This window comes from Rossellomorea aquimaris (assembly GCF_020171925.1).
GTDB lineage: Bacteria > Bacillota > Bacilli > Bacillales > Bacillaceae_B > Rossellomorea > Rossellomorea aquimaris_F.
Genome location: NZ_JAIVAR010000006.1, coordinates 14,683 through 39,506 on the forward strand (window position 1 = coordinate 14,683; position 24,824 = coordinate 39,506).

Annotated in this window: 29 protein-coding genes and 1 riboswitch; of the genes, 6 read left to right on the forward strand and 23 right to left on the reverse strand. The window is 41.9% G+C overall.

Translation table 11 applies throughout. The annotated features are described in order from the left end of the window. Positions 1–3: 3 nt before the first annotated feature. Positions 4–714: a 2,3,4,5-tetrahydropyridine-2,6-dicarboxylate N-acetyltransferase gene (dapD, locus tag LCM10_RS16620; RefSeq protein ID WP_224877410.1), complete on the reverse strand. Its 711-nt coding sequence runs from the start codon at positions 712–714 to the stop codon at positions 4–6. Between the two features lie 87 nt (positions 715–801). Next, entirely contained in the window at positions 802–1,683 is an 882-nt protein-coding gene (locus LCM10_RS16625; protein WP_224877570.1) for a LysR family transcriptional regulator, read from the reverse strand. A 110-nt stretch (positions 1,684–1,793) separates the two neighbouring features. Between LCM10_RS16625 and LCM10_RS16630 the strand changes: the two genes are divergently transcribed. After that, a complete protein-coding gene (locus LCM10_RS16630) occupies positions 1,794–2,519 on the forward strand; it encodes a sulfite exporter TauE/SafE family protein (RefSeq protein WP_224877411.1) in 726 nt (241 codons plus the stop codon). Positions 2,520–2,595: 76 nt separating this feature from the next. On the opposite strand, the gene cbpB is transcribed toward LCM10_RS16630, so the two are convergent. After that, on the reverse strand, positions 2,596–3,033 hold the full coding sequence (gene cbpB, locus LCM10_RS16635; protein ID WP_224877412.1) for a cyclic-di-AMP-binding protein CbpB: 438 nt from the start codon (positions 3,031–3,033) through the stop codon (positions 2,596–2,598). Between the two features lie 216 nt (positions 3,034–3,249). Further along, positions 3,250–3,495 carry a YkuJ family protein gene (locus LCM10_RS16640; protein WP_224877413.1) on the reverse strand — a complete coding sequence of 82 codons (246 nt, stop codon included), beginning with the start codon at positions 3,493–3,495 and terminating at the stop codon, positions 3,250–3,252. Positions 3,496–3,799: 304 nt separating this feature from the next. On the opposite strand from LCM10_RS16640, the gene LCM10_RS16645 reads away from it, so the two are divergent. Next, entirely contained in the window at positions 3,800–4,033 is a 234-nt protein-coding gene (locus LCM10_RS16645; protein WP_224877414.1) for a glutaredoxin family protein, read from the forward strand. Positions 4,034–4,084: 51 nt separating this feature from the next. On the opposite strand, the gene LCM10_RS16650 is transcribed toward LCM10_RS16645, so the two are convergent. The 6 genes from LCM10_RS16650 to LCM10_RS16675 all read right to left on the reverse strand — a co-directional run bounded on the left by LCM10_RS16650 (position 4,085) and on the right by LCM10_RS16675 (position 10,158). Continuing rightward, positions 4,085–4,591: a DUF3993 domain-containing protein gene (locus LCM10_RS16650; protein ID WP_224877415.1), complete on the reverse strand. Its 507-nt coding sequence runs from the start codon at positions 4,589–4,591 to the stop codon at positions 4,085–4,087. Positions 4,592–4,807: 216 nt separating this feature from the next. After that, entirely contained in the window at positions 4,808–5,047 is a 240-nt protein-coding gene (locus LCM10_RS16655) for a hypothetical protein (RefSeq protein WP_224877416.1), read from the reverse strand. A 158-nt stretch (positions 5,048–5,205) separates the two neighbouring features. After that, entirely contained in the window at positions 5,206–6,429 is a 1,224-nt protein-coding gene (locus tag LCM10_RS16660) for an EAL domain-containing protein (protein WP_224877417.1), read from the reverse strand. Positions 6,430–6,861: 432 nt separating this feature from the next. After that, positions 6,862–7,629 carry a 2,4-dienoyl-CoA reductase gene (gene fadH / locus LCM10_RS16665; protein ID WP_224877418.1) on the reverse strand — a complete coding sequence of 256 codons (768 nt, stop codon included), beginning with the start codon at positions 7,627–7,629 and terminating at the stop codon, positions 6,862–6,864. A gap of 119 nt (positions 7,630–7,748) precedes the next feature. Further along, positions 7,749–7,964 carry a hypothetical protein gene (locus LCM10_RS16670; protein ID WP_224877419.1) on the reverse strand — a complete coding sequence of 72 codons (216 nt, stop codon included), beginning with the start codon at positions 7,962–7,964 and terminating at the stop codon, positions 7,749–7,751. 118 nt (positions 7,965–8,082) lie between these two features. Continuing rightward, complete coding sequence (locus LCM10_RS16675; protein ID WP_224877420.1) at positions 8,083–10,158, reverse strand: EAL domain-containing protein; 2,076 nt, start codon at positions 10,156–10,158, stop codon at positions 8,083–8,085. A gap of 234 nt (positions 10,159–10,392) precedes the next feature. On the opposite strand from LCM10_RS16675, the gene LCM10_RS16680 reads away from it, so the two are divergent. Continuing rightward, complete coding sequence (locus LCM10_RS16680) at positions 10,393–10,689, forward strand: hypothetical protein (protein ID WP_412103415.1); 297 nt, start codon at positions 10,393–10,395, stop codon at positions 10,687–10,689. 219 nt (positions 10,690–10,908) lie between these two features. Then, entirely contained in the window at positions 10,909–11,376 is a 468-nt protein-coding gene (locus tag LCM10_RS16685) for a YkyB family protein (RefSeq protein WP_224877422.1), read from the forward strand. Positions 11,377–11,479: 103 nt separating this feature from the next. Here LCM10_RS16685 and LCM10_RS16690 read toward each other — a convergent pair whose 3' ends face one another. Further along, positions 11,480–12,382: a chemotaxis protein gene (locus LCM10_RS16690; protein ID WP_224877423.1), complete on the reverse strand. Its 903-nt coding sequence runs from the start codon at positions 12,380–12,382 to the stop codon at positions 11,480–11,482. 182 nt (positions 12,383–12,564) lie between these two features. Here LCM10_RS16690 and LCM10_RS16695 point away from each other — a divergent pair, with 182 nt between their 5' ends. Then, a complete protein-coding gene (locus tag LCM10_RS16695) occupies positions 12,565–12,765 on the forward strand; it encodes a hypothetical protein (RefSeq protein WP_224877424.1) in 201 nt (66 codons plus the stop codon). 52 nt (positions 12,766–12,817) lie between these two features. On the opposite strand, the gene queE is transcribed toward LCM10_RS16695, so the two are convergent. The 4 genes from queE to corA all read right to left on the reverse strand — a co-directional run bounded on the left by queE (position 12,818) and on the right by corA (position 15,948). Further along, the gene (queE, locus tag LCM10_RS16700; RefSeq protein WP_224877425.1) at positions 12,818–13,537 is read right to left on the reverse strand and encodes a 7-carboxy-7-deazaguanine synthase QueE; all 720 of its coding nucleotides are present in this window, start codon (positions 13,535–13,537) and stop codon (positions 12,818–12,820) included. Next, entirely contained in the window at positions 13,534–13,971 is a 438-nt protein-coding gene (gene queD, locus LCM10_RS16705) for a 6-carboxytetrahydropterin synthase QueD (RefSeq protein WP_224877571.1), read from the reverse strand. Before queD ends, queE begins: the two co-directional genes overlap by 4 nt. Beyond that, positions 13,971–14,630: a 7-cyano-7-deazaguanine synthase QueC gene (queC, locus tag LCM10_RS16710; protein ID WP_224877426.1), complete on the reverse strand. Its 660-nt coding sequence runs from the start codon at positions 14,628–14,630 to the stop codon at positions 13,971–13,973. The genes queD and queC overlap by 1 nt, the downstream gene beginning before the upstream one ends. A 166-nt stretch (positions 14,631–14,796) precedes the next feature. Next, a riboswitch (PreQ1 riboswitch) is annotated at positions 14,797–14,841 on the reverse strand. Between the two features lie 111 nt (positions 14,842–14,952). Then, positions 14,953–15,948: a magnesium/cobalt transporter CorA gene (gene corA / locus LCM10_RS16715; RefSeq protein ID WP_224877427.1), complete on the reverse strand. Its 996-nt coding sequence runs from the start codon at positions 15,946–15,948 to the stop codon at positions 14,953–14,955. 132 nt (positions 15,949–16,080) lie between these two features. Here corA and LCM10_RS16720 point away from each other — a divergent pair, with 132 nt between their 5' ends. Next, positions 16,081–17,235 carry an aminotransferase A gene (locus tag LCM10_RS16720; RefSeq protein ID WP_224877428.1) on the forward strand — a complete coding sequence of 385 codons (1,155 nt, stop codon included), beginning with the start codon at positions 16,081–16,083 and terminating at the stop codon, positions 17,233–17,235. Between the two features lie 52 nt (positions 17,236–17,287). Here the strand turns inward: LCM10_RS16720 and LCM10_RS16725 are convergent, their stop codons facing one another. From LCM10_RS16725 to LCM10_RS16760, 8 genes are all read right to left on the reverse strand, one after another. Continuing rightward, entirely contained in the window at positions 17,288–17,461 is a 174-nt protein-coding gene (locus LCM10_RS16725) for a hypothetical protein (protein WP_224877429.1), read from the reverse strand. Between the two features lie 762 nt (positions 17,462–18,223). Continuing rightward, on the reverse strand, positions 18,224–19,945 hold the full coding sequence (gene ptsP / locus LCM10_RS16730; protein WP_224877430.1) for a phosphoenolpyruvate--protein phosphotransferase: 1,722 nt from the start codon (positions 19,943–19,945) through the stop codon (positions 18,224–18,226). After that, the gene (locus LCM10_RS16735; RefSeq protein WP_032089054.1) at positions 19,945–20,211 is read right to left on the reverse strand and encodes a phosphocarrier protein HPr; all 267 of its coding nucleotides are present in this window, start codon (positions 20,209–20,211) and stop codon (positions 19,945–19,947) included. Before LCM10_RS16735 ends, ptsP begins: the two co-directional genes overlap by 1 nt. A gap of 269 nt (positions 20,212–20,480) precedes the next feature. Further along, complete coding sequence (locus LCM10_RS16740) at positions 20,481–20,741, reverse strand: hypothetical protein (protein WP_224877431.1); 261 nt, start codon at positions 20,739–20,741, stop codon at positions 20,481–20,483. 117 nt (positions 20,742–20,858) lie between these two features. Continuing rightward, a complete protein-coding gene (locus tag LCM10_RS16745; RefSeq protein WP_224877432.1) occupies positions 20,859–21,644 on the reverse strand; it encodes an ABC transporter permease in 786 nt (261 codons plus the stop codon). Positions 21,645–21,655: 11 nt separating this feature from the next. Beyond that, positions 21,656–22,273, reverse strand: coding sequence for an ATP-binding cassette domain-containing protein (locus tag LCM10_RS16750; protein ID WP_224877433.1), 618 nt, complete (start codon positions 22,271–22,273; stop codon positions 21,656–21,658). Positions 22,274–22,388: 115 nt separating this feature from the next. Next, entirely contained in the window at positions 22,389–23,660 is a 1,272-nt protein-coding gene (locus LCM10_RS16755) for a hypothetical protein (RefSeq protein WP_224877434.1), read from the reverse strand. Then, positions 23,630–24,823, reverse strand: a complete 1,194-nt coding sequence (locus LCM10_RS16760) for a DUF58 domain-containing protein (protein ID WP_224877435.1) — start codon at positions 24,821–24,823, stop codon at positions 23,630–23,632. The genes LCM10_RS16755 and LCM10_RS16760 overlap by 31 nt, the downstream gene beginning before the upstream one ends. Between the last annotated feature and the right edge of the window lies 1 nt (position 24,824).

A 24,824-nucleotide genomic window follows, 5' to 3' on the forward strand; every position in this document is an offset into this window, starting at 1 on the left:
AAATCAAAGCTGGCGAAGCTCTTGTTTGATTTCTGTTTTCGATTTCGTCTTTTCATCGATATCTTTCAGCTTTTTGGCAGGTGTACCGGCCACCACAGTGTAAGGAGGCACATCATCAACCACGACAGCACCAGCTGCCACAACAGAACCTTTACCGACCGTTACACCTTCCAATACAACGGCGTTGGCACCGATGACCACATCGTCCTCAATGATAACAGGCTTTGCAGAAGGCGGCTCGATGACTCCGGCAAGCACGGCACCTGCACCGATATGACAATTCTTCCCGACAGTCGCACGGCCTCCAAGTACAACATTCATATCAATCATGGTACCAGCACCGATAACCGAACCGATATTGATGACCGATCCCATCATGATGACACAGTTTTCGCCGATTTCCACTTGATCCCTGATGATTGCGCCAGGCTCGATTCGTGCCTTAATCCCCTTAAGATCAAGCAAAGGGATTGCGGAATTTCTACGATCGTTCTCAAGCACATAATCTTCAATCCGCTCTTTGTTGTCTTCAAGAACTTTCGCTAGCTCATTCCACTCACCGAAAACGACTCCTGAATTGCCTTCGATGAAGGTTTGGGAGGAAGTACCGAAATCAATACCTTTCAGATCCCCTTTAACGTATACCTTTACCGGCGTTGATTTTTTACTATTTTGAATAAAAGAGATAATCTCATTTGCATCCATCATGTTCATATGTTTTCCCTCCACAATTATGTATAAATTCAGATTCTTTCTTGAATTACTTTATCAAATTAAAGGGTGGAAGACAACCCAAATAGTTTAGAAAGTTTTCTCTTCCAGAAATTCCTTCACCACTTCAACAAAAGCATCTACTTGCCTAAGTTGAAAAGTAGATTCATACCCAAGGAGCCATGTATCACGATGGATGCATGTGTCATGTTCACCGATCAGGGGAACTTTATAGATGTTTTCCTCCATTCCGCTAAGCGTGATGGCCGGTAAGATGGCATAGCCTATTCCATTAAGCGTCATTTGTTTGCACGTTTCGATCTGATCCACCACGATCGTCCGTTTTGGTGTGGTTTTGAATTGACGGTGCCACCACTCCTGAATTTCCTGATAATAATTGGAATCGCTTTTGAATTGGATAAATGGCCTGTCTGTCTTCACAACATCCTCGATCGATTGGATTTCACGGTCCACCAAGTACAGCGAATCTTGAAACAGATGGTGCTTCGGTCCCTTCCAGTCGGGAGTGCCGCGTATGATTCCGATATGCACTTCATCTTCATAGATGGCCTTGAGGATTTCACTGCTCCAACCTGTCATCAGTGAAATCTTCGCATGTGGATATGACTCCACAAAACGCTTCAATACCTTCGGCAGCCAATTTTGTCCGACAATGGACGCACACGCGATTTTCAGTGTCCCGTGCACTTCGTTCTCCAATGATTGAATTTGCTCCTTGACCTCTTCCTCCCTGCGAAGCATTTCTTCTGCCAGTTTGACTACAAGCTCTCCTGCAGGAGTCAGCGAAAGCCCCTTCTGTGAACGGATGAATAGCTTGGTTCCCCACTCTTTTTCAATATTTTGAAGCCGTTGTGATAAGGCGGGCTGTGATACGAAAAGCCTTTCTGCAGCCTTACGCATATTCATTTCATGTGCCAATACTTGTAACAACTGATATTCAGTAAATGCCATCATACCACCTCATAAGTTTTTCTTATATTATATCTTAAATTATATAAAATTTCATTATCATAATGCTTCGAATACACTATAAGTATCAAGTCGTTCAGGAGGAGAAATTCATGGTAATCTTATTGTTTATGACTGGGCTTATGGTTGCCTTTTTGGGGACGCTTGCAGGGAGCGGAGGTTTAATTGGAATGCCGGTGATGCTTCTTCTGGGGATACCTGTTCATACGAGCATTGCCACGGCAAAGTTTTCGAATATTATCAGTTCATCTTCGAGCTTCGTTTATTTGCTTAAAGACCGTAAAATCAAGCTGGAAGAATGTCTACCCATCATTCCCCTGGCAGTGACGGGTGGGGTGGCGGGTGCCTTCCTTTCGGATAAAATAGCTCCGCTGACTCTCCAATGGATGGCTTTTTTCTTTTTGCTTTTCGCACTTGTTCTTAGTTTGCTGAAAGGATTGAAGCCAGTACGTACTCAGACAAAGAAAGCAATGCCAACAGGTAAGTTACTGCTGATCAGTATGTATGACGGTTTATTCGGCCCTGGTCAAGCCACACTTCTCATGTATACTCACCTGAAGCATGGTCAGGATTATTTGAAGACGGTAGCATTGACAAGGTTCCAGACATTCATCAGTTGCATGGGAGCATTCATCATTTATGCCGGAAACGGTCATGTTGACTGGACGATTGCAATCCCGTTTGCAACCGGGGCATTGATTGGGTCTCAGCTATCCGTACGACTCGCATCCAAAATCTCTATTCGCCAGGCTGGAATCCTATTGAATATCGTTACACTCATCTTGATTCTTCAAGTCGGGTTTGAGCTATTCCTTTAGTAAGCGGTAATGCATTTCAATCTCATATATAAAGGAGGGTGGCTTACCGTGCCACCCTCCTTTCCTTATCAACATTTCATGAATGATAAATATTCTTTCTAAGTTGTTTCAGCATCACTCTTCTGGTCATGATCCCTTCAAAGTAGTCTTCATCAGACACCACGCACAAAAAAGGATGATCGATCAGAAGCTCTATTGCTTTTTTAAAGTCAGCATGGATTGATATGGTTGGGAAGTCTTTCGTCATCACTTCTTCCACCCTCATCGTCTCTAGCTTTTCAAACTCGAAACGCTCCAATCCCAGGACCGCATCTGTTATCAATGAAGAAGAAATCAGGCCCTGAAAACGATATTTGGGATCAAGCACAGGAATCGCAGAATAACCACTCTTCGTCAATAATAGCAGTGCATGTTCAAGGGAGTTCCCTGCTTGAACATGAGCGACTTTCTCTGATGGGATGATAAATTCCTTAATATTTGTTTCTAAAAATTCTTTTCCACTTAATGAAATCATGTAAAACCCCTCATTCAATAATTCATTTTACATTTGTAATGATTGTGGACTTGTTCGTTTTATGTAAACACGATGATACCAAATGGCATACGCACCAACTTAATTCTAACACATCTGCAGGGAAAAGGAGTAATCATCCATTCTGAATTAACAGAAAAAAACCTAACCAAAAAAAATAACCAAATAAGAATGTCATCTCATCTGGTTATCCCTTACTTAATCTTGATTCGCTTCCTGCAGCAGCTCGTAGATTTCGATCGCCGTGATGTCTATATTATCAAAAGGAAAAGTGCTTCCTTTTTCATTCATGACCTCAATCTCGAACGTATCTTGCTTTGGTAAGTATTTCACTTCACAAATTTTCTTCCCATTGTATTCAAAGAAACGCTGTTGAGTTTCCCCTTGTTCCCCTTGTTCCTGTAATGTCTTTAACCGTTGTATAATTCCAAGAAGCTGAGACATGTGCAGTCTCTCCTTTCCTGTTCTATTTCTTTTTGCATAGCTTTTGCATTGTAACAGATTCTATCCTGATAAATCTAATGTTTTGCCCTAATCCAATAAAAAATCATATATAATGGGGAATGTGTTAAAATCCCGGTATCGGAAAAAAAGGTCTCTCTAAGTTAAACATGTATTGAACAGATATTCAATACCTTTTATCATACCAATGCCTAGACGGGACAGCTTTTTTACTTCTAATGCGGAATGTTGGCAAACGGGGAAAGTGAATGAGCTTGAATACAACCAAAAAGGAGGGAATGAATCATTGAAAGAAGTCACTTTATATACGCAGCCTGAATGTCCGCCATGCAAAGTGGTGAAACTCTTCCTGAATGAAAATAAAATTGATTATGTTGAGAAGGACATTAAAGAAGACGCTGCAGCAAGGGATCATCTAATCAAGCAATTGAATTCTTATTCGACCCCCACAGTTACAGTGGGTGAAACAATCATTACAGGCTTTGACCTTGATGCCCTTAAATCGGCACTTGAATTGTGAATCATTTTAAAAAGAAAGATACCTCCAACTAGTACAGGAGGTATCTTTCTTTCATTCCTTTGGTTCCAACAGCGTTTGGGGCAATTCCGACGTTATGGAAGAAACTTTCCACTCCCCTTTTACCTTGGATAGTACGACTGCATCCACTCCTCGTTCGGTTGATACTGGACCTTCCACTTCCCCCGAACGTACTTCCCATATGTACCATTTTCCATTGAGGTATTCTACTTCGGTAACAGAGTCGAATGTAAAAAACGGGATGTAATAAGGGGCAAAATCAGAACCGAAGCTTTGGTAGCCACCTTCCACTTCCACTACATTCTCTTTAATGAATGAACTTGCCAATTCGTCCGTGAAATAAGCCTGAAGTTGCTTCTTGATCCCTTCCATTGCTTGCGGTCGCTCACTAAGCGAAACCTGTGCATGGAATGCCTGCTTAACTAAGTTAAGTGCTTGATCATCATTAAACGTTGAAGCCTGGGTACGGTTTACTTGTGCACAAGCAGCCGACACCATGCCAATGATGATGAATAAGAGCAGCATTCTCCTTCTTTCCAAAATAATCCCCTCCTAGAAATTGTTGGTGAATCTATTGTAGCAATTGAAATTTGTCGATAGACCGATAACCTTTCGTAAAATCCCAACATTCCTTGACATGTTTTTCATTTATATGTAAATTTCCCGCTGATTATGACCGTTAAACACAACCCTCACTGGAATATACAACCAAAAAAAAGCTTGCCCTCACTATTTAGGGGACAAGCTTTTCATGTGTTAATATGCAAATTTAAAAGACAAATACAGAATCATGACCACTACGAATGCCGAAAATAAAAGTACAGCCAGGAAGACAGGATTACGAATGTAGGGATGTTGTTTTACCGCATCCGGGATATCGGTATCGAATTCACCCTTCAGCCTCTTCTCCTGACCTGCCACCCTAAAGGTATAATAAATAGAATAACCGGCTATCGCTACGGCAATCAATGTGAGCAAAATGATGTATATACTCATCCGAGCCCCTCCTTTATCTATACTTTCCCCTACCTGAAACACACTATTCAGGTAAAAGTCAGAGGCTCATCAGTTGCCATGGACTGGCCAAACGTTTACCGCATCATCACTGTTCAAAAAGGAACGGGATGCCAATCATTCTCCCCTATGAGCTCCCTTTAATAAAGCAGACTATCTTCTTCAAAAAGGAATTCATAGGATAAATCCATAAACAGGTACAATCCGTTGCCAAGAGGATACGAATATGTCCGTATCGGTTCCCCCGAGTCAATATCGCTATATATATCAGATAACAAACCTTTTTTATTTATTCTCATCCGGATGATGTTCTCAAGGAAATAAGGACGCCAGCTCCAATTCTTTCCTTTGAATTGTTGATGGACCTTCCAGTCACCATCCTCCTTAAGAATATTGCTCGTCACCTGGAAACCATTTTCATCACACATGTACAATCGGAAACACTGGTCTGTAAAGGTCACGGCTAACTTATGAAGAAGTTGATCAAAGTCCTCTGCCGGCTTTTTCAACTGTGAGATCATCCCATTGATTTTCTTATGTAGCTCTTCGGCAAATTGATATCCCGCTTCCAGATGCTTCTTCTCATATCTGATGAAGTCTTGACATTTCTCCCTTAATTTGTCTTTGAGGAGTTCACTTGGCAGGAAATCACTTGCAGGGGGTTTTAAATAATACCCTTGATAATATCTTCCGCCATTTAACCATGCAAATTGCAGCTGATAGTTGATCTCAATATTCTCAAACAGCAAGGAGGCACCGATCTTTCTGGCGAGCATGGAAAGACTGAATAATATATCTTTATAAATTTTATTCCCTGCATCATTACGCAATTGCGAGAGATCCACTTTTAATATATCGGGAGAGAACTTCGATAATCTGTCAAGTTCTCCTATATTCCCACCTACGTTATCGATGGCGACCTTGATCCCATATGTTTTGTAATAAAGAAGGACATGGACCAGTTGCTCAAAATCGCCGTTAAAAGAATTCTCGGAAAGCTCCAATACAACCCTGCTCAACTGAAGTCCCTTTTCCTGGTATTCCTGTATCATTTGAAGGAAAGACTCACCATGGTCGACCATAAGAAGTCTTGCATTCCTATTGATGAAGATGAGCCCTTCCCCTTCACTTAAAACAAATCGATCAAGAGCCCTCCTCGTCACAATTTCATCCACTTCGATTTTGTATTCATCTGGAATATCATTTCCTGTAAAGAACGGCCCAAGACTCTCCACCGTTCCCTCTTCCAGAATGATCCTGCCCAATACTTCATATCCGATTATTCTATGTTCATCCGCACTGAAAATCGGTTGAAAATAGGGAATGATCTTCTCACTATTCGATATGATATCTAACGGATCCATCGACACTCCCCCAAGATAAACAAGTTTTTGCATAATTATAACATAATTTTGATTGATTTAGTCAAAGTAGAAGAGTTGTGGATACGTCAGGGACATTCACTTCATATTTTCAAGAAGATCTGCTAACCACCTCTGTTGATTTCCGTAGAATGCTACGCTTTCCGTTTGCGATGGTGGACCATCTCGTCGCTTCGTCCTGCTGGGTCTCACCTAACTCGTTATTCCCGAAGGATTCGTCTTACAATACGATCGCCAGCGGGAACTGGCTACAATCACCAACATTTTTTAACAAAAAAAGAATGCAAAACGCAAGGAGCGTGATCAGTCAGGGAGACTGATCATGCTCCTTTTAAGAGTCTGCATTCTCGTTTATAGATTATCTGTAAAACGGCCCTCGTCCCGATGCTAAAGGACAAGGAAGCTTTTACATGATCAGAAAGGGAATGGATTCAGCCATTGTCCCCCATCCAAGGTGATACATTCTCCGTTCATGTATGCAGCTTGGTCTGAAGAAATGAAATAGGCAAGCCCTGCTATTTCTTCAGGTGTGCCTAGGCGTTTCAGTGGGACGCTTTCAATTGTCCTTTTGGCCGCTTCTTCAGAAATCCACAGTTTTTCCGCTCCACCCGTTCTTTCGATCGGACCTGGAGCAATGGCATTTGTACGGATTCCGTATTTATGTCCCCACTCAACCGCGAGCGTCCTGGTCAATGACAGGACCCCTGCTTTCGCTGCCGCAGAATGGGCGACACCAGCCCCTGCATTCCAGGCATAGGTTGCAACCATGTTGATGATCGAGCCTTTATGTTTCTCATTTATCCAATGGTTCCCTACGGCATGTGAACAGTGGAATGTCCCATTCAGCACAATGTCAATGACCGATTTCCAACCGTTTGGTGAAAGCTTTTCAACCGGACAGATGAAATTACCTGCTGCATTATTGATTAAAACGTCAATGACCCCGAATTTTTCCACCGTGAATTTAACCATGGCAATAGCGTGTTCAGGCTCTCTTACATCCATTTGAAACACTTCTAGCTTCCCTTCAAGAGGTGCAAACTCATCCTTCACTGCTTGAAGTCTTTCTTCATCTCTTCCCGTGATGACAACATTCGCTCCTTTTTCCAGGAAATACTTAGCCATATATTTCCCCATTCCATTAGAACCACCGGTTATAATGACCGTTTGATTGTCCCCCATCTTGAACTCCCCCTTAAAATGAATGAATATTCACTCATTATCTTACCATAAAACGCTTTCATTCAGCCAGTCTCTTCAATAAAAAAATCCGACACCTTTGACTTGTGCCGGATAATTTATTAGTGGTCCTGATTGTTTATGATCGTCTCGTGAAGTTGAGCCAAAGCCTTGATAATCGTCTGATTCCGTTTATATCCTTTTGCTTCAACCGAAACGTGGTCAAATGTAACGATGACATGGCCAACGGAGCGGGGCTTTTTAAAGCCATAAACATATACTTTAACCGTTCCTCCTTCGGTAGGGAGAAAAAGGATTTCCATTTGCTTATTCTTCATCTTTAATCCCTCTCCTTTATGGACTTCATCATTAAAAGATCGATGAAGTGCTGATAGGATGCTCTCCCTCTCTAACATAAGTTATGGATGGCAGACTGTCAATCACTTTGATCTCGGGCTACATAAGGACATAGTGTTCCAATTCATCGGGATGCTTCGGTTTGCTGAAATAATACCCTTGCGCTTTCTGGCAGTTTGCCTCCTTGAGGAAGGAAACCTGTCCTTCTTTTTCCACGCCTTCCGCTATGACTTCAAGCCCAAGGCTGTGTGCTAAATGAATGATGGTGGTCGTAATCGCCGAATCCTTCTGATTGGACTCGATTTCCCGTACGAAGGACTGGTCGATTTTCAAGATATCGATTGGAAACCTCTTTAAATAGTTCAATGATGAATAGCCTGTTCCGAAATCGTCAACAGAAATGTACACACCCAACTCCTTTAATTCCTTAAGGACCCTGAGTGTTTGTTGGGTATCCTGCATGGCGCCTTCGGTTATTTCAATCTCCAAACACGTAGCCGGGATTCCGTACTTGTAAAGATACCCGCCTATTGTTTCGACCAATTGCTCTTGGAGAAATTGTTTCGGTGAAATATTGATCGCGATCCTCACATTTTTATAGCCCTTCATCCGCCAATTCTTCAATTGGATACATACCTGTTCCAGCACCCATTCCCCGATTCCGTGGATCAGGCCCGTCTCTTCTGCAAGTGGGATGAACTGTCCTGGTGAAACAAATCCGAATTTGCGGTTATTCCACCTGATCAAGGCTTCGAAGCTATCGACATCACCCGTTGTCAGGTTCATCTGAGGTTGATAATGAATGAATAGTTCTTCTTTCTCTATGGCCTTTCGTAAATGTGATTCCATGATGATGTAATTCGGAAAGCTTGATTCCATATGTGTCTGATAAAATCGATAATGGGCCCTTCCCTTTTCTTTCACCTGAAAAAGTGCCTGGGCAGCCTTCTGGATAAGTGAGTTTGCGTCATATCCATCCGCCGGGTACATACTCACGCCGATGGAAGGACTGATATAAAATTCCTGCCCATCGATTGTGAAGGACTGATGAAACAATGAAAGTACCTCACCCGCTTTTTTCTTTGTATCTTCAAGACTGCTATTTTTTAATAAATAAACAAATTCATCGCCGCCCTGCCTATATAAAAGACATTCTTCGTCTGTCAGCATGACCAACCTGTCTGTAATTTTTTTCAGGAAACGGTCTCCACCTTTTAACCCAAGCGTATCATTCACAAATTTGAATCGATCCAAATCCAAATATAGAACGGAAAGTTCTTGGTCGGTATCCTCCATGGATTTAACGAATAATGGGAGATGCTCATCCAATGCTTTTCTGTTCCAAAGACCGGTCAGTTGGTCATGAAGCGCCATGTAATGGATCATTTCATTCTGCTTGTACGAAATCGTATTGTCCTTGACGATGATATAGCAGCCATCAAACGTTTCTTTTACTATGATGGGGACAGCTTTCACGCTTGTGACTTTTTCTTTCTGATCACTGGTTTTCATCAAGCACTGGTCCAATGTGACCGGACGTCCAGTCAAGGCATCATCAAGTGTCTTTTGAAGATCATCTTTTACTGAAGCATGAAATAGCTCAAAAATGGTTTTATCCACGAGTTGATCTTTTTGGTAACCTGTCAATTGACCGCTCGCAATATTCGATTCTTTGATTACCCCTTTAGCGTCCAGGATGAAGATGGCATCAAGATTATGTTCAATGATCGACCTATACCGATTTTTGGCATTTGTTAACCTTTTCTTTTCTCTCATTACCGGGGTAACATCCCTGGTGATTGAAACGACATATTCGATGATACCGGAATCATTTTTGATCGGTGTCAGTATGGATTCATTTACAACCTGTTGTCCTCCTGGTAGACATACCTTGTCCCTGAATATGATCTTTTCTTCGTTTTCGACCAACTGAATATATTTCTCTTTTAAACGGGCTGCAAGTTCAACCGTAAGTACTTCTTCCAGTAACCGTCCCATATCTTCTTTCGTGATCTCTGTTGCTCTCCTGGCAGATTCATTTATATATACATATCGAAAAGAAGGCCCTTCTTCCACTTTCATGATGAAGATCATGTCATTTATGTATTCTAATACGATTTCTTTCAAGACGGAGTCTAATTTATCAATATCGTTGCTTTTACCTAGTGCCTGCATGATTTTCATCCTCATCGTTTTAACTTGGTTGATACTATTTTCCTGAAACCATTGTACTATTAAACGCACATTTTTCCCATAATCATGTGAGAAAATTCCAATATATGTGCATATGAACGAACCATCTTATTAAATTCCGGCGATTGTCTTTTAAGGGATAGACAGGCGCATAGTAGCCTTCATGACCATACAATAACATGAATAGAGAGGAGGTTATCCATGTATCATCGCTCAATGATTCCATACTACAATTATCAATATCCAGCCGTGAGAGGCTATGACCAACGCTTTTTCCCGTTTTTCGGTCTGCCATTTTTAGCAGGAGGCTTGGCAGGGTTAGCCATTAGCCCGCTATTGTTCAACAGACCTTGCTATGGCTATGGCTGCGGTTATCCGCCTTATCCACCGTACGGACCTTATGGAGGGGCACCATATGGGGGAGCACCTTATGGAGGTGCACCTTACGGCAACCCCCAATATGCTCCCGCTCCATACAATGTAACGGAAAATATCAATGTGTATCCCCGATAAGGGCTTATATAATGAACCTTCCCTGTTATAGAATGAACGGGCATCAGAAAGAACTGAGCATGCACGATGGTTCAGTTCTTTTTTTGTCCTGATGCTTCCACTCGAGTCACATTCCATGAAAAATGACACTTTTCAAATAATAAATTATTTTCATAACCTTTCCAACGCTAGGAAAAGAAGGTATAATAGTGGGGAATAATACGGAAAGGAGCTAAAATTTTGAGAAATACTAGTAATCATACCCCTTCTTCCACATCAGTAAATACCCTCTCTCAAGCTATTTTCACGGTGAATAGGCATGCGAAGACTGCAGGTAACCCAAAATACTTATATGCTTTAAAGAAACAAGCATTGATGAAGATGATTCGTGAAGGAAAAGCCAAAAAGGTCGGTCTTCATTTTTCAAAGAATCCCAAATTCAGCCAACAACAATCCGATGTTCTGATTGATTGCGGCGACTACACATTCCATATTCCCCCTACCAAGGAAGACTTCAAACAATTACCTCACTTGGGTACACTCGATCAATCACTGAGAAACCCTCGAAGTAAGATGAGCCTTCAGCACGCCAAGGGAATATTAGAATCATATACCGAAATGAATGATTCACATGATAACCATAAGAAACAACGAAACAACGGGTATCAAAAGCCTGTATTTAAAAAGCTGGGAGACAGCTTCTTTTAATACCTTTAAAATTTAGCGCATTAACGCATATCCCCTTTAAAGGGTAGAATAATGGCTGTATGATCTTTTCATCATACGGCCATTTTCCTTTTCTGCTATGCCCTCACAACACATGTTGATCGATTTTCAAGATCAACTCGGCAATTTCAGGTTTGCTCACTTGATCCTCTGCCCCAACCATTTCCCCTTTGTGACGGAGGTCACTTGTAATAAGGGAAGAAAAAATAATGACCGGCAGCTTCTTTAGTACAGGGTCGGTCTTAATTCTTTTTGTAAGATGGTGACCATCCATCTGGGGCATTTCAATATCGGTGATGACCAGCCCCACGCTTTCTTCGATTGCGCTGTCACCGTTTGTCAGTGACTCAAGGTAGTTCAATGCATCCCTTCCGTTCTCAAAGAACTCGACATTGACATAGCCCGCCTCTGACAAAGTATCGCTCAGCAATTTACGCAAGAGTGGCGAATCCTCGGCTGCCACGATTTTTTTATCGCTCCTCTCCCTCGGGCCAAGCTTTTTAACTTGGTCGATATGGATTCCTGACTCCGGATTGATTTCAACCATGATGCTTTCGAAATCAACCATCAGCACCATCGTATCTTCTCGTTTCACTACTCCTATGATCCCGGATTTCATCCCAGAATACATTTCCGAAGGTTTCTCTATTTGATCCCACGAAATACGGTGGATCTGGGTTACATTATGTACATGGAATACTACTTTCTGTTTATTGAACTGGGAAACGATGAATTTGGATTGAGGTGAGTTGCTTTCTTCTAGTCCCAAGACCCTTGCCATATCGACCACAGGCAATACTTCACCCCTTAGTTGGATCAACCCCTTCACATGTGGATGTGAATGTGGAATCGGAATAATCGCAGTAGGTTGGATGATTTCCTTCACCTTAATGACGTTAATGCCGAATTTATTATTTCCAACCTCAAATTCAACCATTTCAAGTTCATTCGTTCCACTTTCCAGCAGAATTCCTTTAGAGTCATTCATATTGATACGTCCTTCCATTCTTAAAAGTGCATGATGCATTAGTCAAAGAAACTTTCTTATATCTTATATCGAACAATTCGTTCACTTGTTTACAGGCAAACTAAAAATGATGCGCCACCGAACCAAGTTTCTTACATACATTCAGTATGGAACAACAAACTAAAGGGAGGAGGTGTATTCAAGTGCCGGAAAACACAAATGAGGAGAATAAAAGAATTCTTGATTTTGACGAAGTGAGTGGTCATATTCTGCCTGCCCAATATCCTACCCCCATTCTTGCCATAACGAAGAATAGCGAGGGAAAAGATGATTTTGATGAGGTATTTTATGTTGAAGGAAAAAGCGGGATTGACCGCCATCAAGATGAAAATGGCAGGAAATGATCATGTTCATACAGCAAAGGGCGATCGGAGTGTCACTCCAATCGCCCTTTTTTTAAACACCGCGTTTATTGCCCCACACTAGTGTATGCAGTTGAGGCAGTACTTTTACCCTGTTGAATTCAGCATCGTTTGATACCTTATCAATCAATGTCTCATAATCATTCAATAAATCAAAGACTAATTTCTTCGTGTTCCCCTCATTCACTTCCGGATTTCCTGTTTGGATGAAGAATGGGACTGATGGATATCGCTGATGAACACGCTTTGCATATTGTAGATCTTCATCATTGAAAACAACCACCTTCAGGCTGAAAGTCGATTCATTCTCATTCAATCTTTGTATGATTGTATCCAACTTCTCAAAGTCCGTCCTCATGCCAGAGCTTGGAGGCTTGGGTGAAATGGTCAAATCATCAATCATGAAGAACCAGTCCTGCCATCTGCTACCTTGGGTTTCAAGAGCAGATTCGATGGCGTTCTGCTTGAAAATGTGCAGTAATTCTTCAAGATTGGATAAGAGTGCTGGATTCCCCCCGGAGATTGTTACATGAGAGAAACGGTCTCCACCTACTTCTTTCAGCTCCTGCCAAATCTCTTCTGGGCTCAGGAGCCTGATATCCTCCTTCGCCGATCCATCCCAAGTGAAGGCAGAATCACACCACGAACAGCTATAGTCACATCCTGCCGTCCTGACAAACATGGTTTTCTGGCCAATGACCATGCCTTCTCCTTGAATCGTTGGTCCAAATACTTCCAATACCGGTATCTTCATGAAACTCTCCCCTTTTTAGGTCTGTAAATCACGTATGAAGTAGGGGTTTCCCGTAAGAACACCTGTAAGCATTGCGGCCGGTGTTCCAGCGTATCCAAGTGTTCCTGGATAATTTCACAAATCGTTTTGGCCACCACTTCCGTAGTCGGATATTGATCAGATTCCTGATCAGAGAAACGACTATCCTCGTTCAATACCGTATGATCGAAGCGTTTATGAATCAACTTCTTGATATGCTGGAAGTTGATAAGGAATCCGGATTCATCCAGTTTATCCCCACCGATGGTAATATTCGCAAAGTAAGTATGACCATGTACTTTCTGACAACTTCCCGCATCTTCGTGCGGTATATAATGGGCTGCCGCAAATTGCATGTCTTTATTAAGCTCATATACATAATCATGGTTAGGAGTAGGATAAATTTGCTGAAGCATCATTCCCCTCCCCCTTTTTTGCTTTTCATGTATTCGTTCAGGCCTTTTTGCCTCAATTCACATGCAGGGCATTCCCCGCATCCATTCCCTTTCACTCCGTTGTAGCAAGTCAGCGTGCGCTCACGGATATACTCCAATGCATTCAACTCATCCGCCATTTCCCACGTTTGCGCTTTGTCAATCCACATTAACGGTGTGTGAATGACAAATTGTTCGTCCATGGATAAATTCAATGAAACATTCAATGATTTCACAAATATATCACGACAATCGGGATAGCCACTGAAATCTGTCTCACACACACCCGTTATGATATGTTTTGCACCAATTTGTTTCGCCAGAACCCCCGCAAACGATAAGAACAATAAATTCCGGCCAGGAACGAATGTCGAAGGTAATTGTCCTTCCTCTTGAGTGATTGCCTCGTCCCTTGTCAATGCACTGGGAGCCAATTGGTTCAACAAGCTCATATCCAATATATGATGAGGCACCTGAAGATCCTCTGTGATTTCTTTTGCGCAGTCCAGTTCAGCGACGTGTCGTTGACCATAGTTGAACGTGACGGCTTCCACTTCCTTAAATTCCTTTTTCGCCCAGAACAGGCAAGTGGTACTATCCTGCCCACCACTGAAGACGACTAATGCTTTATCCTTTTTCAATGCCATTCTCCTCTCTTTCTTTGGGATGCAAATCCCGCATGAAAAGAAGAAAAAGATTCTTCATAACTCTATATTCATGCTCTTCTCTTCATTTAGATCATGTATTTCAACTGACTAAAGATAGAAGGGCGACTTAAACAAAAACAAACGACACCAAAGGATGCCGTTTCCCTTAGTTTTTTATAGAGGGTTGTGCTAGAACCTCTCGGGAATCAATCGACCCATCATCCCAATTCTTCTTTTGTCTTCAATCAATATACCGCGTTTTCTCGTAAAAATCCACCGTAAAGCAAGAATTTTTATTTCCATTAGGCAATTCTCGTCACTTTAACTTCAGCAGTCTTCTTTTCCTTCTTCTCTTCTTTGTACCGAATTTTAGCCACCCGATCTTCACAAAAAAGCCGAACATGATAGCGGCAATGAGAGCCATCACACCAAGAACGATGAAATACCCGTTATGCTCATTAAGTTCCGGCATATAAACGAAGTTCATCCCGTATAGTCCGGCAATGAAAGTAAGGGGCATGAAGATTGTTGTGATGACTGTCAGTGTCATCATGATATTATTCATTTTATCTGAGTTGATGGACAGATAATTATCCCTGATATCCGCAGAAAATTCACGATATGATTCCAACATTTCAACTTGTTTGATCAAGTGATCATACACATCGTTGAAGTATAATTGTTCTTCTTTCAACGAATTCAGTCGTCCAGAGTTACTGATCCTGTATAATAAATCCCTCATCGGTACAAGCGTTCTTCTCAATTTGGACATTTCATGACGGATATCAAATAACTCATCCATGAGATTAGAATCTGGATCTTCATTCGTATGTTCTTCAATACTGTTCAAACGATCTTCAATACTATAGATCAACGGAAAATATTCATCGACGATCCTGTCAACCGCTCCATGCATGATCGTGAACGGGGTTTGATCCACGCCTTCTTCCTTGAACATGTCCCATAGCTTATTCAATTCGTTCACTGGTTGTTTATGGAAGGTAACAATGAATCGTGAATTAACAAAAAGATTCACTTCATATGAATCCAAACTTTTACGATCGATTGCATGCATCAGTACAAATATGTATCCATCATAGAAATCGAGCTTGGGCCGTTGACTGAAATCATCCAGACAATCCTCGATGGCAAGAGGATGAAACCTGAAGAATCTCTTCATCACACGGATTTCCCTTTCTGTCGGCTCAGAAAAATCAACCCAATACCACTTTATATCTTCTTCTTTCACACGGGATAGGGACACACCCTGTATGACGCTCCCATCGTTCAATACTGCACTCGTCCTTATCATTGTTGTTTCTCACCTTCAATCTTTATCTGCTTCTATCCATTCCCTGTTTCCAGCCCATTCAAACAAAACCATTCCTTTAGTATAATAAAAAATGATAAACTATGAAACAAACGATAAAAGTAGGTGCACAGCTTGGAAAATCAGTTAAACCCCCAAGTACGGGATATCAAACTATCTGGAATCAGAAAATTCTTTAACATGGTGGCAGACATAGATGGGATGATTTCCCTGACGATTGGACAGCCTGACTTCCCCACCCCATTACACGTGAAAGAAGCGGCGAAGAGAGCAATCGATGATGACTTCACTTCTTATACACATAATGCAGGATTTCTGCAATTAAGGGAGGCAGCATCGTCTTATATATCAACAAAATATGGTGTTGAGTATCGTCCTGAGTCCGAGGTGATCATCACGAATGGGGCCTCACAGGGAATCGATGTCGTACTTCGGTCGATTCTTCAGCCAGGGGATGAATGCATCCTACCTGGGCCGGTTTACCCTGGTTATGAACCCATCATTCATTTGTGTGGCGCAAAAGCCGTCCATATCGACACAACGGAACATCAATTCAAAATTAATGCAGAAATGATTGAACGTCACATTACAGAGTCGACAAAATGCATCATCCTTCCTTATCCATCGAACCCTACCGGTGTCAGCTTGGATGCAGAGGAATTACAAGCCATTGCAAGTGTACTTAAAGGAAGGGATATCTTCGTGGTGGCAGACGAGATATACAGCGAACTGACCTTCGAGGGAGATCATCGCTCAATTGCTGAATTCCTGAAAGATCAAACGATCATGATTAACGGCCTCTCCAAATCCCACAGTATGACTGGATGGAGAATAGGGATGATCTTTTCCCCGGAATGCATAAGCAAACATTTATTGAAAGTGCATCAATACAATGTATCATGTGCATCTTCCATTTCCCAGATGGCTGCGCTTGAGGCTCTGACCGTCGGTGCAAATGACGCTGATGATATGAAGAAAGAATACAAAAAGAGAAGAGATTATGTATACAACCGTTTGAATGAAATCGGGTTCGAGAACGTTGTGAAGCCAGATGGTGCATTTTACTTTTTTGTGAAGATTCCTCAAGCGATCGCGTTGTCATCTTTTGATTTCGCATTATCACTTGCACAGGAACAAAAAGTGGCAGTGGTCCCTGGAAATGCTTTCTCAAAATATGGGGAAGGCTATATACGCCTCTCATATGCATGCTCCATGGAACAATTAGAAGAAGGATTATCTAGAATCGAGACATTCATCAAATCTTATTGAAAAAAACAGACCTTCACCCGTTGAATGAAGGTCTGTTTTTTCATGTAATCAATTATTTGAATTCACCATTATTTTTCGGTGCTTTTTCTTGTTTCGCCTTGTCTTTATGAATCTTATTTGTTGCCGCACTGCCCATTTCGTGTGCGAACTCTTGATTCAACTGCGAAGAATCAAAGCCTTTTTTATTCTTTTGCTGCGGATCGTTCTTTTTCGTACGTTTTGCCATTCATCCACACACCCTCAACCTTTTTTGTGCCCCAACAGGAACACTATTTTTATTATGGAACGTAAAAGGACAAACTATTCAACGAGACTCCACAAGTTCCCTGACAAAAAAAAGACTGCCTCCAATAACGAGGCAGTCAAAAAAAAGGAAAAGGGGGTGTTAGTGAGAAATTAATCTCCAATTTCATGCTTAATTATAGGATACCCCTTTATTCAATTTACTAAACCATGATTATTCATTTTTTTTAAGTGTGTTTACGTACATTTTCCTGCTTTTGAAAAAAGCGAGTAGTGGTTGATCTTCACTCCAGATGCTCGCTTTCCAAGGAGCGTGGGCTAATCCTCTTCGAGCTCTGTCCTCAAGAATCTAAACCTTCCCACAATTTTCTGCGAGGAGGTGAGAATCACCAAAGGAAGCATTGCTAGATACAATCAATAGAGTAAAGATCTGATTCTTTTCCAACTGCACAGAAATCACCAACGGTGTTCAACCGGACCATAATCATAAAATTTTTTAAACACCTACAAATATTTTTGTGAAATATCTTTAAAAAAGCGCTTTCATCGAGTATAATGAACAAGTGATTTACGATGGAACTGGTGATTTCAGTAGAGAAACCCTTTTATTCGCAAGAAAAAAAGGATTGAAAGAAAACTCTTTCAATCCTGAGAAAAGGGGGGAAATGAGAATGAAAAGGCGCTAAATGTGCCTCAACTTCTTATTCCTTAGTTCTTTACCCCTTTATTGGGTTGTTAAACATGTTTATGCTTGAGAAGTTGCTTTTTCAACAGCTTTGATGACTGCATCATTCGTGTCAAGCTGAAGGACTTCTTCTGCAAGCTTTTTCATCTCACTTTGGTTCAGACCGTGGATCTGGGAGCGTGCTCTTAAGATAGAAGTCGCACTCATGGAGAACTCATCAAGTCCTAAACCAAGTAAAATCGGCACAGCAATTTCGTCGCCGGCCATTTCACCGCACATACCTGCCCACTTGCCTTCTTTGTGAGCGGCATCGATTACCATCTTCACAAGACGAAGGATCGCAGGGTTATACGGCTGGTACAAATATGAAATTCTCTCATTCATACGGTCTGCAGCCATCGTATATTGAATTAAGTCGTTTGTTCCGATTGAGAAGAAATCGACTTCCTTCGCAAATACATCAGCCATCACTGCCGTGGAAGGAATTTCAACCATGATTCCCACTTCAATCTCATCAGCAACGTTAGTACCGTTGTCTTGAAGGGACTTTTTCTCTTCTTCAAGAATTGCTTTCGCTTCCCGGAATTCCTGAAGATTAGAAATCATTGGGAACATGATTTTCAAGTTTCCATAAGGGCTTGCTTTCAATAAAGCTCTTAGCTGGGTTCTGAAGATTTCCTGTTCATCCAGACATAGACGAATCGCACGATATCCAAGGAAAGGATTCATTTCCTTAGGAAGATCTAGATAAGGCAGTTCCTTGTCCCCTCCGATATCAAGGGTACGAACGACGACAGGTTTACCTTCCATACCTTCAAGCACTGCTTTATAAGCCTCAAATTGTTCTTCTTCAGTCGGAAGTTCATCACGGCCCATGTATAGGAATTCTGTACGATATAAGCCTACTCCTTCACCACCATTATTCTTTACACCTTCAAGGTCTTGAGGTGTACCGATATTGGCAGCAAGTTCAACATGATGGCCATCCTTTGATACAGTCGGTTCATTGACGAGCTTCGCCCACTCGGCTTTTTGCTCCTCGTAACGTGCATGCTCCTTCTTGTACTCTTCGATGACTTCAGGTGTCGGGTTGATATGTACTTCCCCATTCAAACCATCCACAATGATCATATCACCGTTTTCAATCGTAGAAGTGACAGATTTGGTCCCTACGACAGCAGGGATTTCCATTGATCGTGCCATGATGGCCGAGTGAGAAGTCCTCCCACCGATATCAGTTGTAAATCCTTTAACAAATTCACGGTTCAACTGAGCCGTGTCAGATGGAGTCAAGTCCTCTGCAATGACAATGACTTCTTCAGTCACCATGCTAGGATTGGCAATTTGAACCCCTAGTAGATGTGAAAGTACACGCTTTGTGACATCTCTGATGTCCGCTGCGCGTTCTTTCATATATTCGTTATCCATTGATTCAAACATGGAAACGAACATATCCGCAGTTTCCTTCAGGGCGTATTCAGCGTTAACACTCTCAGTTTTCACTTTGTCTTCAATAGGTGTAAGTAATTCAGGATCACTAAGGACCAATAGATGCGCTTCGAAAATTTGAGCTTTATCTTCGCCCAGTTCTTCCCTTGCTTTATCGCGGATTGCTTCTAGCTCTGATTTTGATGTTGAAATTGCAGCCTGAAAACGAGCTACTTCTTCCTCTGCATTTTCAACAGACTTCTTTTCGAAGCTAAGATCAGGTTCTACCAGACGGTATGCTTTTGCGATGGCAATCCCATTTGATGCAGCTATACCTTTTAAGATGCTGGACATTACTCAGCCAATCCTTCTTTGTTTAGTGTTTCTTCCAAGCTCTTTAATGCTTCCTCTTCGTCACTGCCTTCAGTGATGATTGTGATTTGTGCATCTTTACCAACACCTAAAGACATTACACCCATGATGGACTTCAGGTTCACTTTCTTTTCCTTATATTCAAGGTGTACATCGCTGTCGAATTTGCTAGCCGTTTGAACCAATAGTGTTGCCGGACGAGCATGGATTCCTGTTTCAGCTGTTACTGTAAATGTTTTTTGTGCCATATTAAATACACTCCTTAATCAACTTTGTTTTTGGTTGCTTCATTAAAGTAATGGAAATTGAAGAAAACGTCAACTATTTCTAGCAATTAATCCATTCTTCCTATAAGCCTGCTCAATAAAAAAGAATAGCATGCAATGAACATATACACAATTGTAAAGCTTCATTTTTTTAGTATTTCATTTATTTGCCACTATTATGTTCTTCATTCCAAATGTTATGGCACTTCTTGACGGTAAGTAGTTTAAAGACAGAATTGGTTCCCCCGGGTTCACTCCCGGGTAATGGACCTGTCCTTTACTAGAGCGTTATAACCCACCTTGGCCTTAACCACTGTACCCCTTAACGTTGTGTCATGATCTTCTGAAATATTAGTATACACATTCACTAAGTCACACACGCAACGTGCAAATAATTCCGTTGCCTGTTTCAAATCTTTTTGTTCGTAATCGGACTGATCTTTCATCAACGCCTCAATGACATCCATGGCCAGACTTTTAATGCGGAGTGCTTGCTCAGTTTCGTATTTCATTCCAACGTCTCCTCCCGATTTTTTCTACTATAATCTTATGCAAATAGATAGGGAAAAGAACGTTGGCAGATTGAATCACCTTGCATACATCCTTACGGGGACTCCACACGCGAACGGCTATAGACTATTCAACTGAGCGTGTTTCGTAAACAAGAATTGATATCCGATGTAAATGAATAGGATAACGGTCAATGCGACACTTCCAATGATTCCAAGAAGGATGGCTATTTGGTATTCAATGGCGACCAGCGGGCTCACGCCTGATAGAATCTGACCCGTCATCATTCCCGGGAGAAAGATGATGCCCATTCCGATCATATTATTCAACGTTGGGAGTATCGCTGCGTCGAAAGCGTCATCAACAAATTTTTTCGTCGCTGCTTTCGGGGTCGCACCGAGCATCAACGCACCTTCCACGACGTCCCTTTGGTCTTTCAAGGCCCCGATCAAGGTGTTGAGTCCCAGCGTGATACCCGTCATTGAATTTCCCACGATCATTCCTGCAATCGGGATGAAATAGCGGGGTTCGTACCATGGGGCGAAATGAATGACCACAAGATTAAAGTAAAACAGACTAACAAGCGTCCCACCTACCATCGCTATGGCGACGGTTCCCTTAAGGGGGGTGCTCAACTTGAATTTCACTTGCTCATACACGTTCCGGATTGCGAATGACTCCATGACGAAAATGATCAGAAGCGTCAACCATGGGCTTGGGTGATCAAAGATAAGGGTCAGGATATACCCCGCGATGATCAGCTGGACCGTCATCCTCACCGATGCAATGATGATCTGCCTTTCCCTTGAGATGCCTCTTATCTTCACAATGAATAATAATAGAAGGATAAAGGCATATGCGGCAATGAATCTCCATAACTCAATGTCGATGATACCATTATTCATTTTGACACCACCTAATCATTTTTTATCCTTATTAGGTCTTCCCCGTACTGTTCGGCTACATTCATGGAATGGGTGACCATGACGACCGTGCCATTGTGATTCTCTGCTGCAGAGATAAACCCTTTCATCACAGCCAATTCCGTTTCTTCATCCAATGCAGAGGTAGGCTCATCCAGTAAATACACTTCAGGTTTCATCAATAAGACCCTTCCCAGTGATAAGCGTTGCCTCTCACCCCCAGATAACTCCTCTGCCCTCTTATTTAGATCTTTCTCGAGCTGCACTATTTTCAATACCCTTTCCAACTCGTCTTCACCCGCTTTTTGTTTTTCGGAAAAACATAACCCACTTTGCAGGTTGTCTTCGACGGTTTCTCCAAAAAGCAGGGGTGCCTGGGAGATCATCACTGCTCTTCTCCTCAATTGTATGGGATCCATATCCTTTATCGGTTCCCCTTTAAACAATATGGACCCATCGTCGGGTATGTATATTTTATTAAGCAACTTCAATAGTGTTGATTTCCCTGCCCCACTTTCACCGATGATGCAGGTGGTCTTGTTCTCTTCAATCTTCATCTCCTTTATCTTCAAAATATTTTTATAGATGAGACCATTAAGTTCAAACAGCATAAAGTGCTCTTCCCTCCATTCCTATAAGTGTTATCATTCCCAAGGATAAAAGAAATAAAAAAACCGATGCGGCAGAACGTTCATTTTTCTGCATGCACCAGTTTTTTTGAGTCATTTACTCGCCGTTGTCTTCTTTTATATAAGAAATATGTTTCTCGATGCTGTGTGTAAAATTCTCGACAGCAAGTTTCTCAGGGATGCGTGTCCCATACCTTACTGATTCATATAAAGTAAAGAAGGATTCATCTTCAAGGATTCCTAATCTAGCAAACCAAGCACGGATATTTTCGTTGTTTTCCCTACCTTTGCCTACAGTCGAAGCAGCGCTTTCAAGTTCTTTAACGGCGTGTCTAATTGCATTTTCCGCATCAGTGTAAGTTCCGCCGTTAAATTCTTTTTCTACCTTCTTAGAGATTGAAGTGAACTTATTCATAATGACCGGAATCACTTCTCCAGTCGATTCCTCATAAGGCACTTTTCTTTTCTTCAAGAAATAGATAATGATTGCGATGACGAATAAAATCATCAGGACTTCATTGAACCAAGCCCAAGACATTCCGTCACTCGTGGCTTGCTGTTGTACTTGCTCGACGTTTTCGTTAAATTTCAACCCCATGCCTGAAAGGGTGTCCCTCGATACTCTGCTTAACAACCAATCCCTTACCTTCACCAGGAACCCGTAAATGGGATCGACTAGAAAAGAAAACAGCCAGAAAACCTTTGAAAGTACCCAGTAAATCACGGTTCTGATAAATGTGCTTGTATACGAAAGGACGACCCCCGCCAAGATGACGAAGAGAATGATGACAAAAGGTTTCTTCAATTGTTTATTCCTATTGTCACCGCTTCCTTTTGCTCCGTTCAACATCCTCTGGACACTGGTGACAGCTGCAATGAGCGTAAACAATAGGATGACCAGGAAGATGATCAACATTTTATTCTCTAAATCACGTGCATTTCCGATTACAAACGATAATGCAGAAAGACTCAAAAACAAGGTTACCGTACTGCTTGCTACTTCGATCTGCACATCCTTCGTTTGAAAATAGGAAGAGATCCTCCAATGAAGGTAGATGAGCATGAGTGTGATGAACCAAATCGGAAGGCTGAAAAGAAAAATCCCAGCTGCCAGCAGGAGCAATAATGCCCCATAGAGCATAAACGTGTTGGCATGCCCTTTCCTAATCCATATCGCAAGAATTCCAAATAGTGAAATGAAGCTAATGGATATGAACGGTAAATATCCTGAGATGATTGTATCGTTTGCCATTAGGAAGCTAGCAAAAAGAACCGCATATAAGATGTCGATCCCAAGGTATAAACCCATTTTCAACAATAGTAACCGTTGTTGGTTTGTCAGGAAGGTATTTTGGATTTTTGATTCCATAGTGAGACGACTCCTTGTTTAGCTTCTGATTGCATGAACAATACGTTCCTTTGCTTGCCTTCGATCTTTCTAAGCCTTTCTTCATCCTTTTCCAAAAGGATCCCGGCAACGATGATGACAGAAGGAATGCTACCTCTGATCGAAAGATGCTGAAGGACGATGTGGAACGGGATCGTTGTATCATCGGTCGATAAAGTGGACAGGATCTCAAGGGCTTTTTGCTGATGCTTCCTCCCTGTACCGGACGGCAAGTAATAAAAAGGGGTCACCCCTAGACTTCTTATATTCAGCACAAGTGAAAAAGAGATATTTTCTTTTACAGCAAGATGCATCAAATACGCTGTATGCCGGATGATGGATTCCAAATCCCTCGTAATGGAATACTTTTCAGATAAGTTGACAACGATCATCCACTCTTTCTTTACAGCAGGAGCGAAGACTTTTGTCTGTAAAGACTGGGTCCTTGCAGACGCTTTCCAGTGAATGTCCTGGAATCTGTCACCAGGTACATACTCCCTTGTACCGACTGGCTGGAAGACATCATAAAAGAGTGAATGGCGGGTAGGGACTTCACCGATTTCATATGAATCCTGGTGGTCGGATAATACGACCGGTTCCGGGGATGGGAATACCATCATGGTTGATTTCACCGGTTCGGTCAAATCCATCAGCACCTTACCACTCCCGAATAGATGGGGGATGACGACTTGAACCTTCGTCAGGCGGCACAATCCCCTCCTTTTACCAACGACAGGCAGCGAAAGGTTTCCGCCTTCCCCTTTACCCAGGGAAAATGGAATCGACACTTCCACATTTCCGCCATGGTAAACTTCATATGGATGGTTAACCGGTTCTACGATGTCTTTGAAGGTAAGCTTAATGACAGCTCCCCAAATCGGCAATCCTTCATTGACAAGATGAAGATCCCAGCTCCCATTTTCTTCACAATGGATCCTCACTCGTTTCGGGGACTGATCGAGCTTCAAGCCTTTCCCCACGGTCTCTATGTACCATTTGTGGCTTCTGAAATAGAATAAACAAAGCAGAAACACCGCAAGCCCTGAGTAAAATTCAAAAAACAGGCATGCGAACGCTAAAATGATCAAAAGAATTTCACTTATGTAGTTGTACTGTTCATCAACCACTTCTCGTTTCCAGATCAAT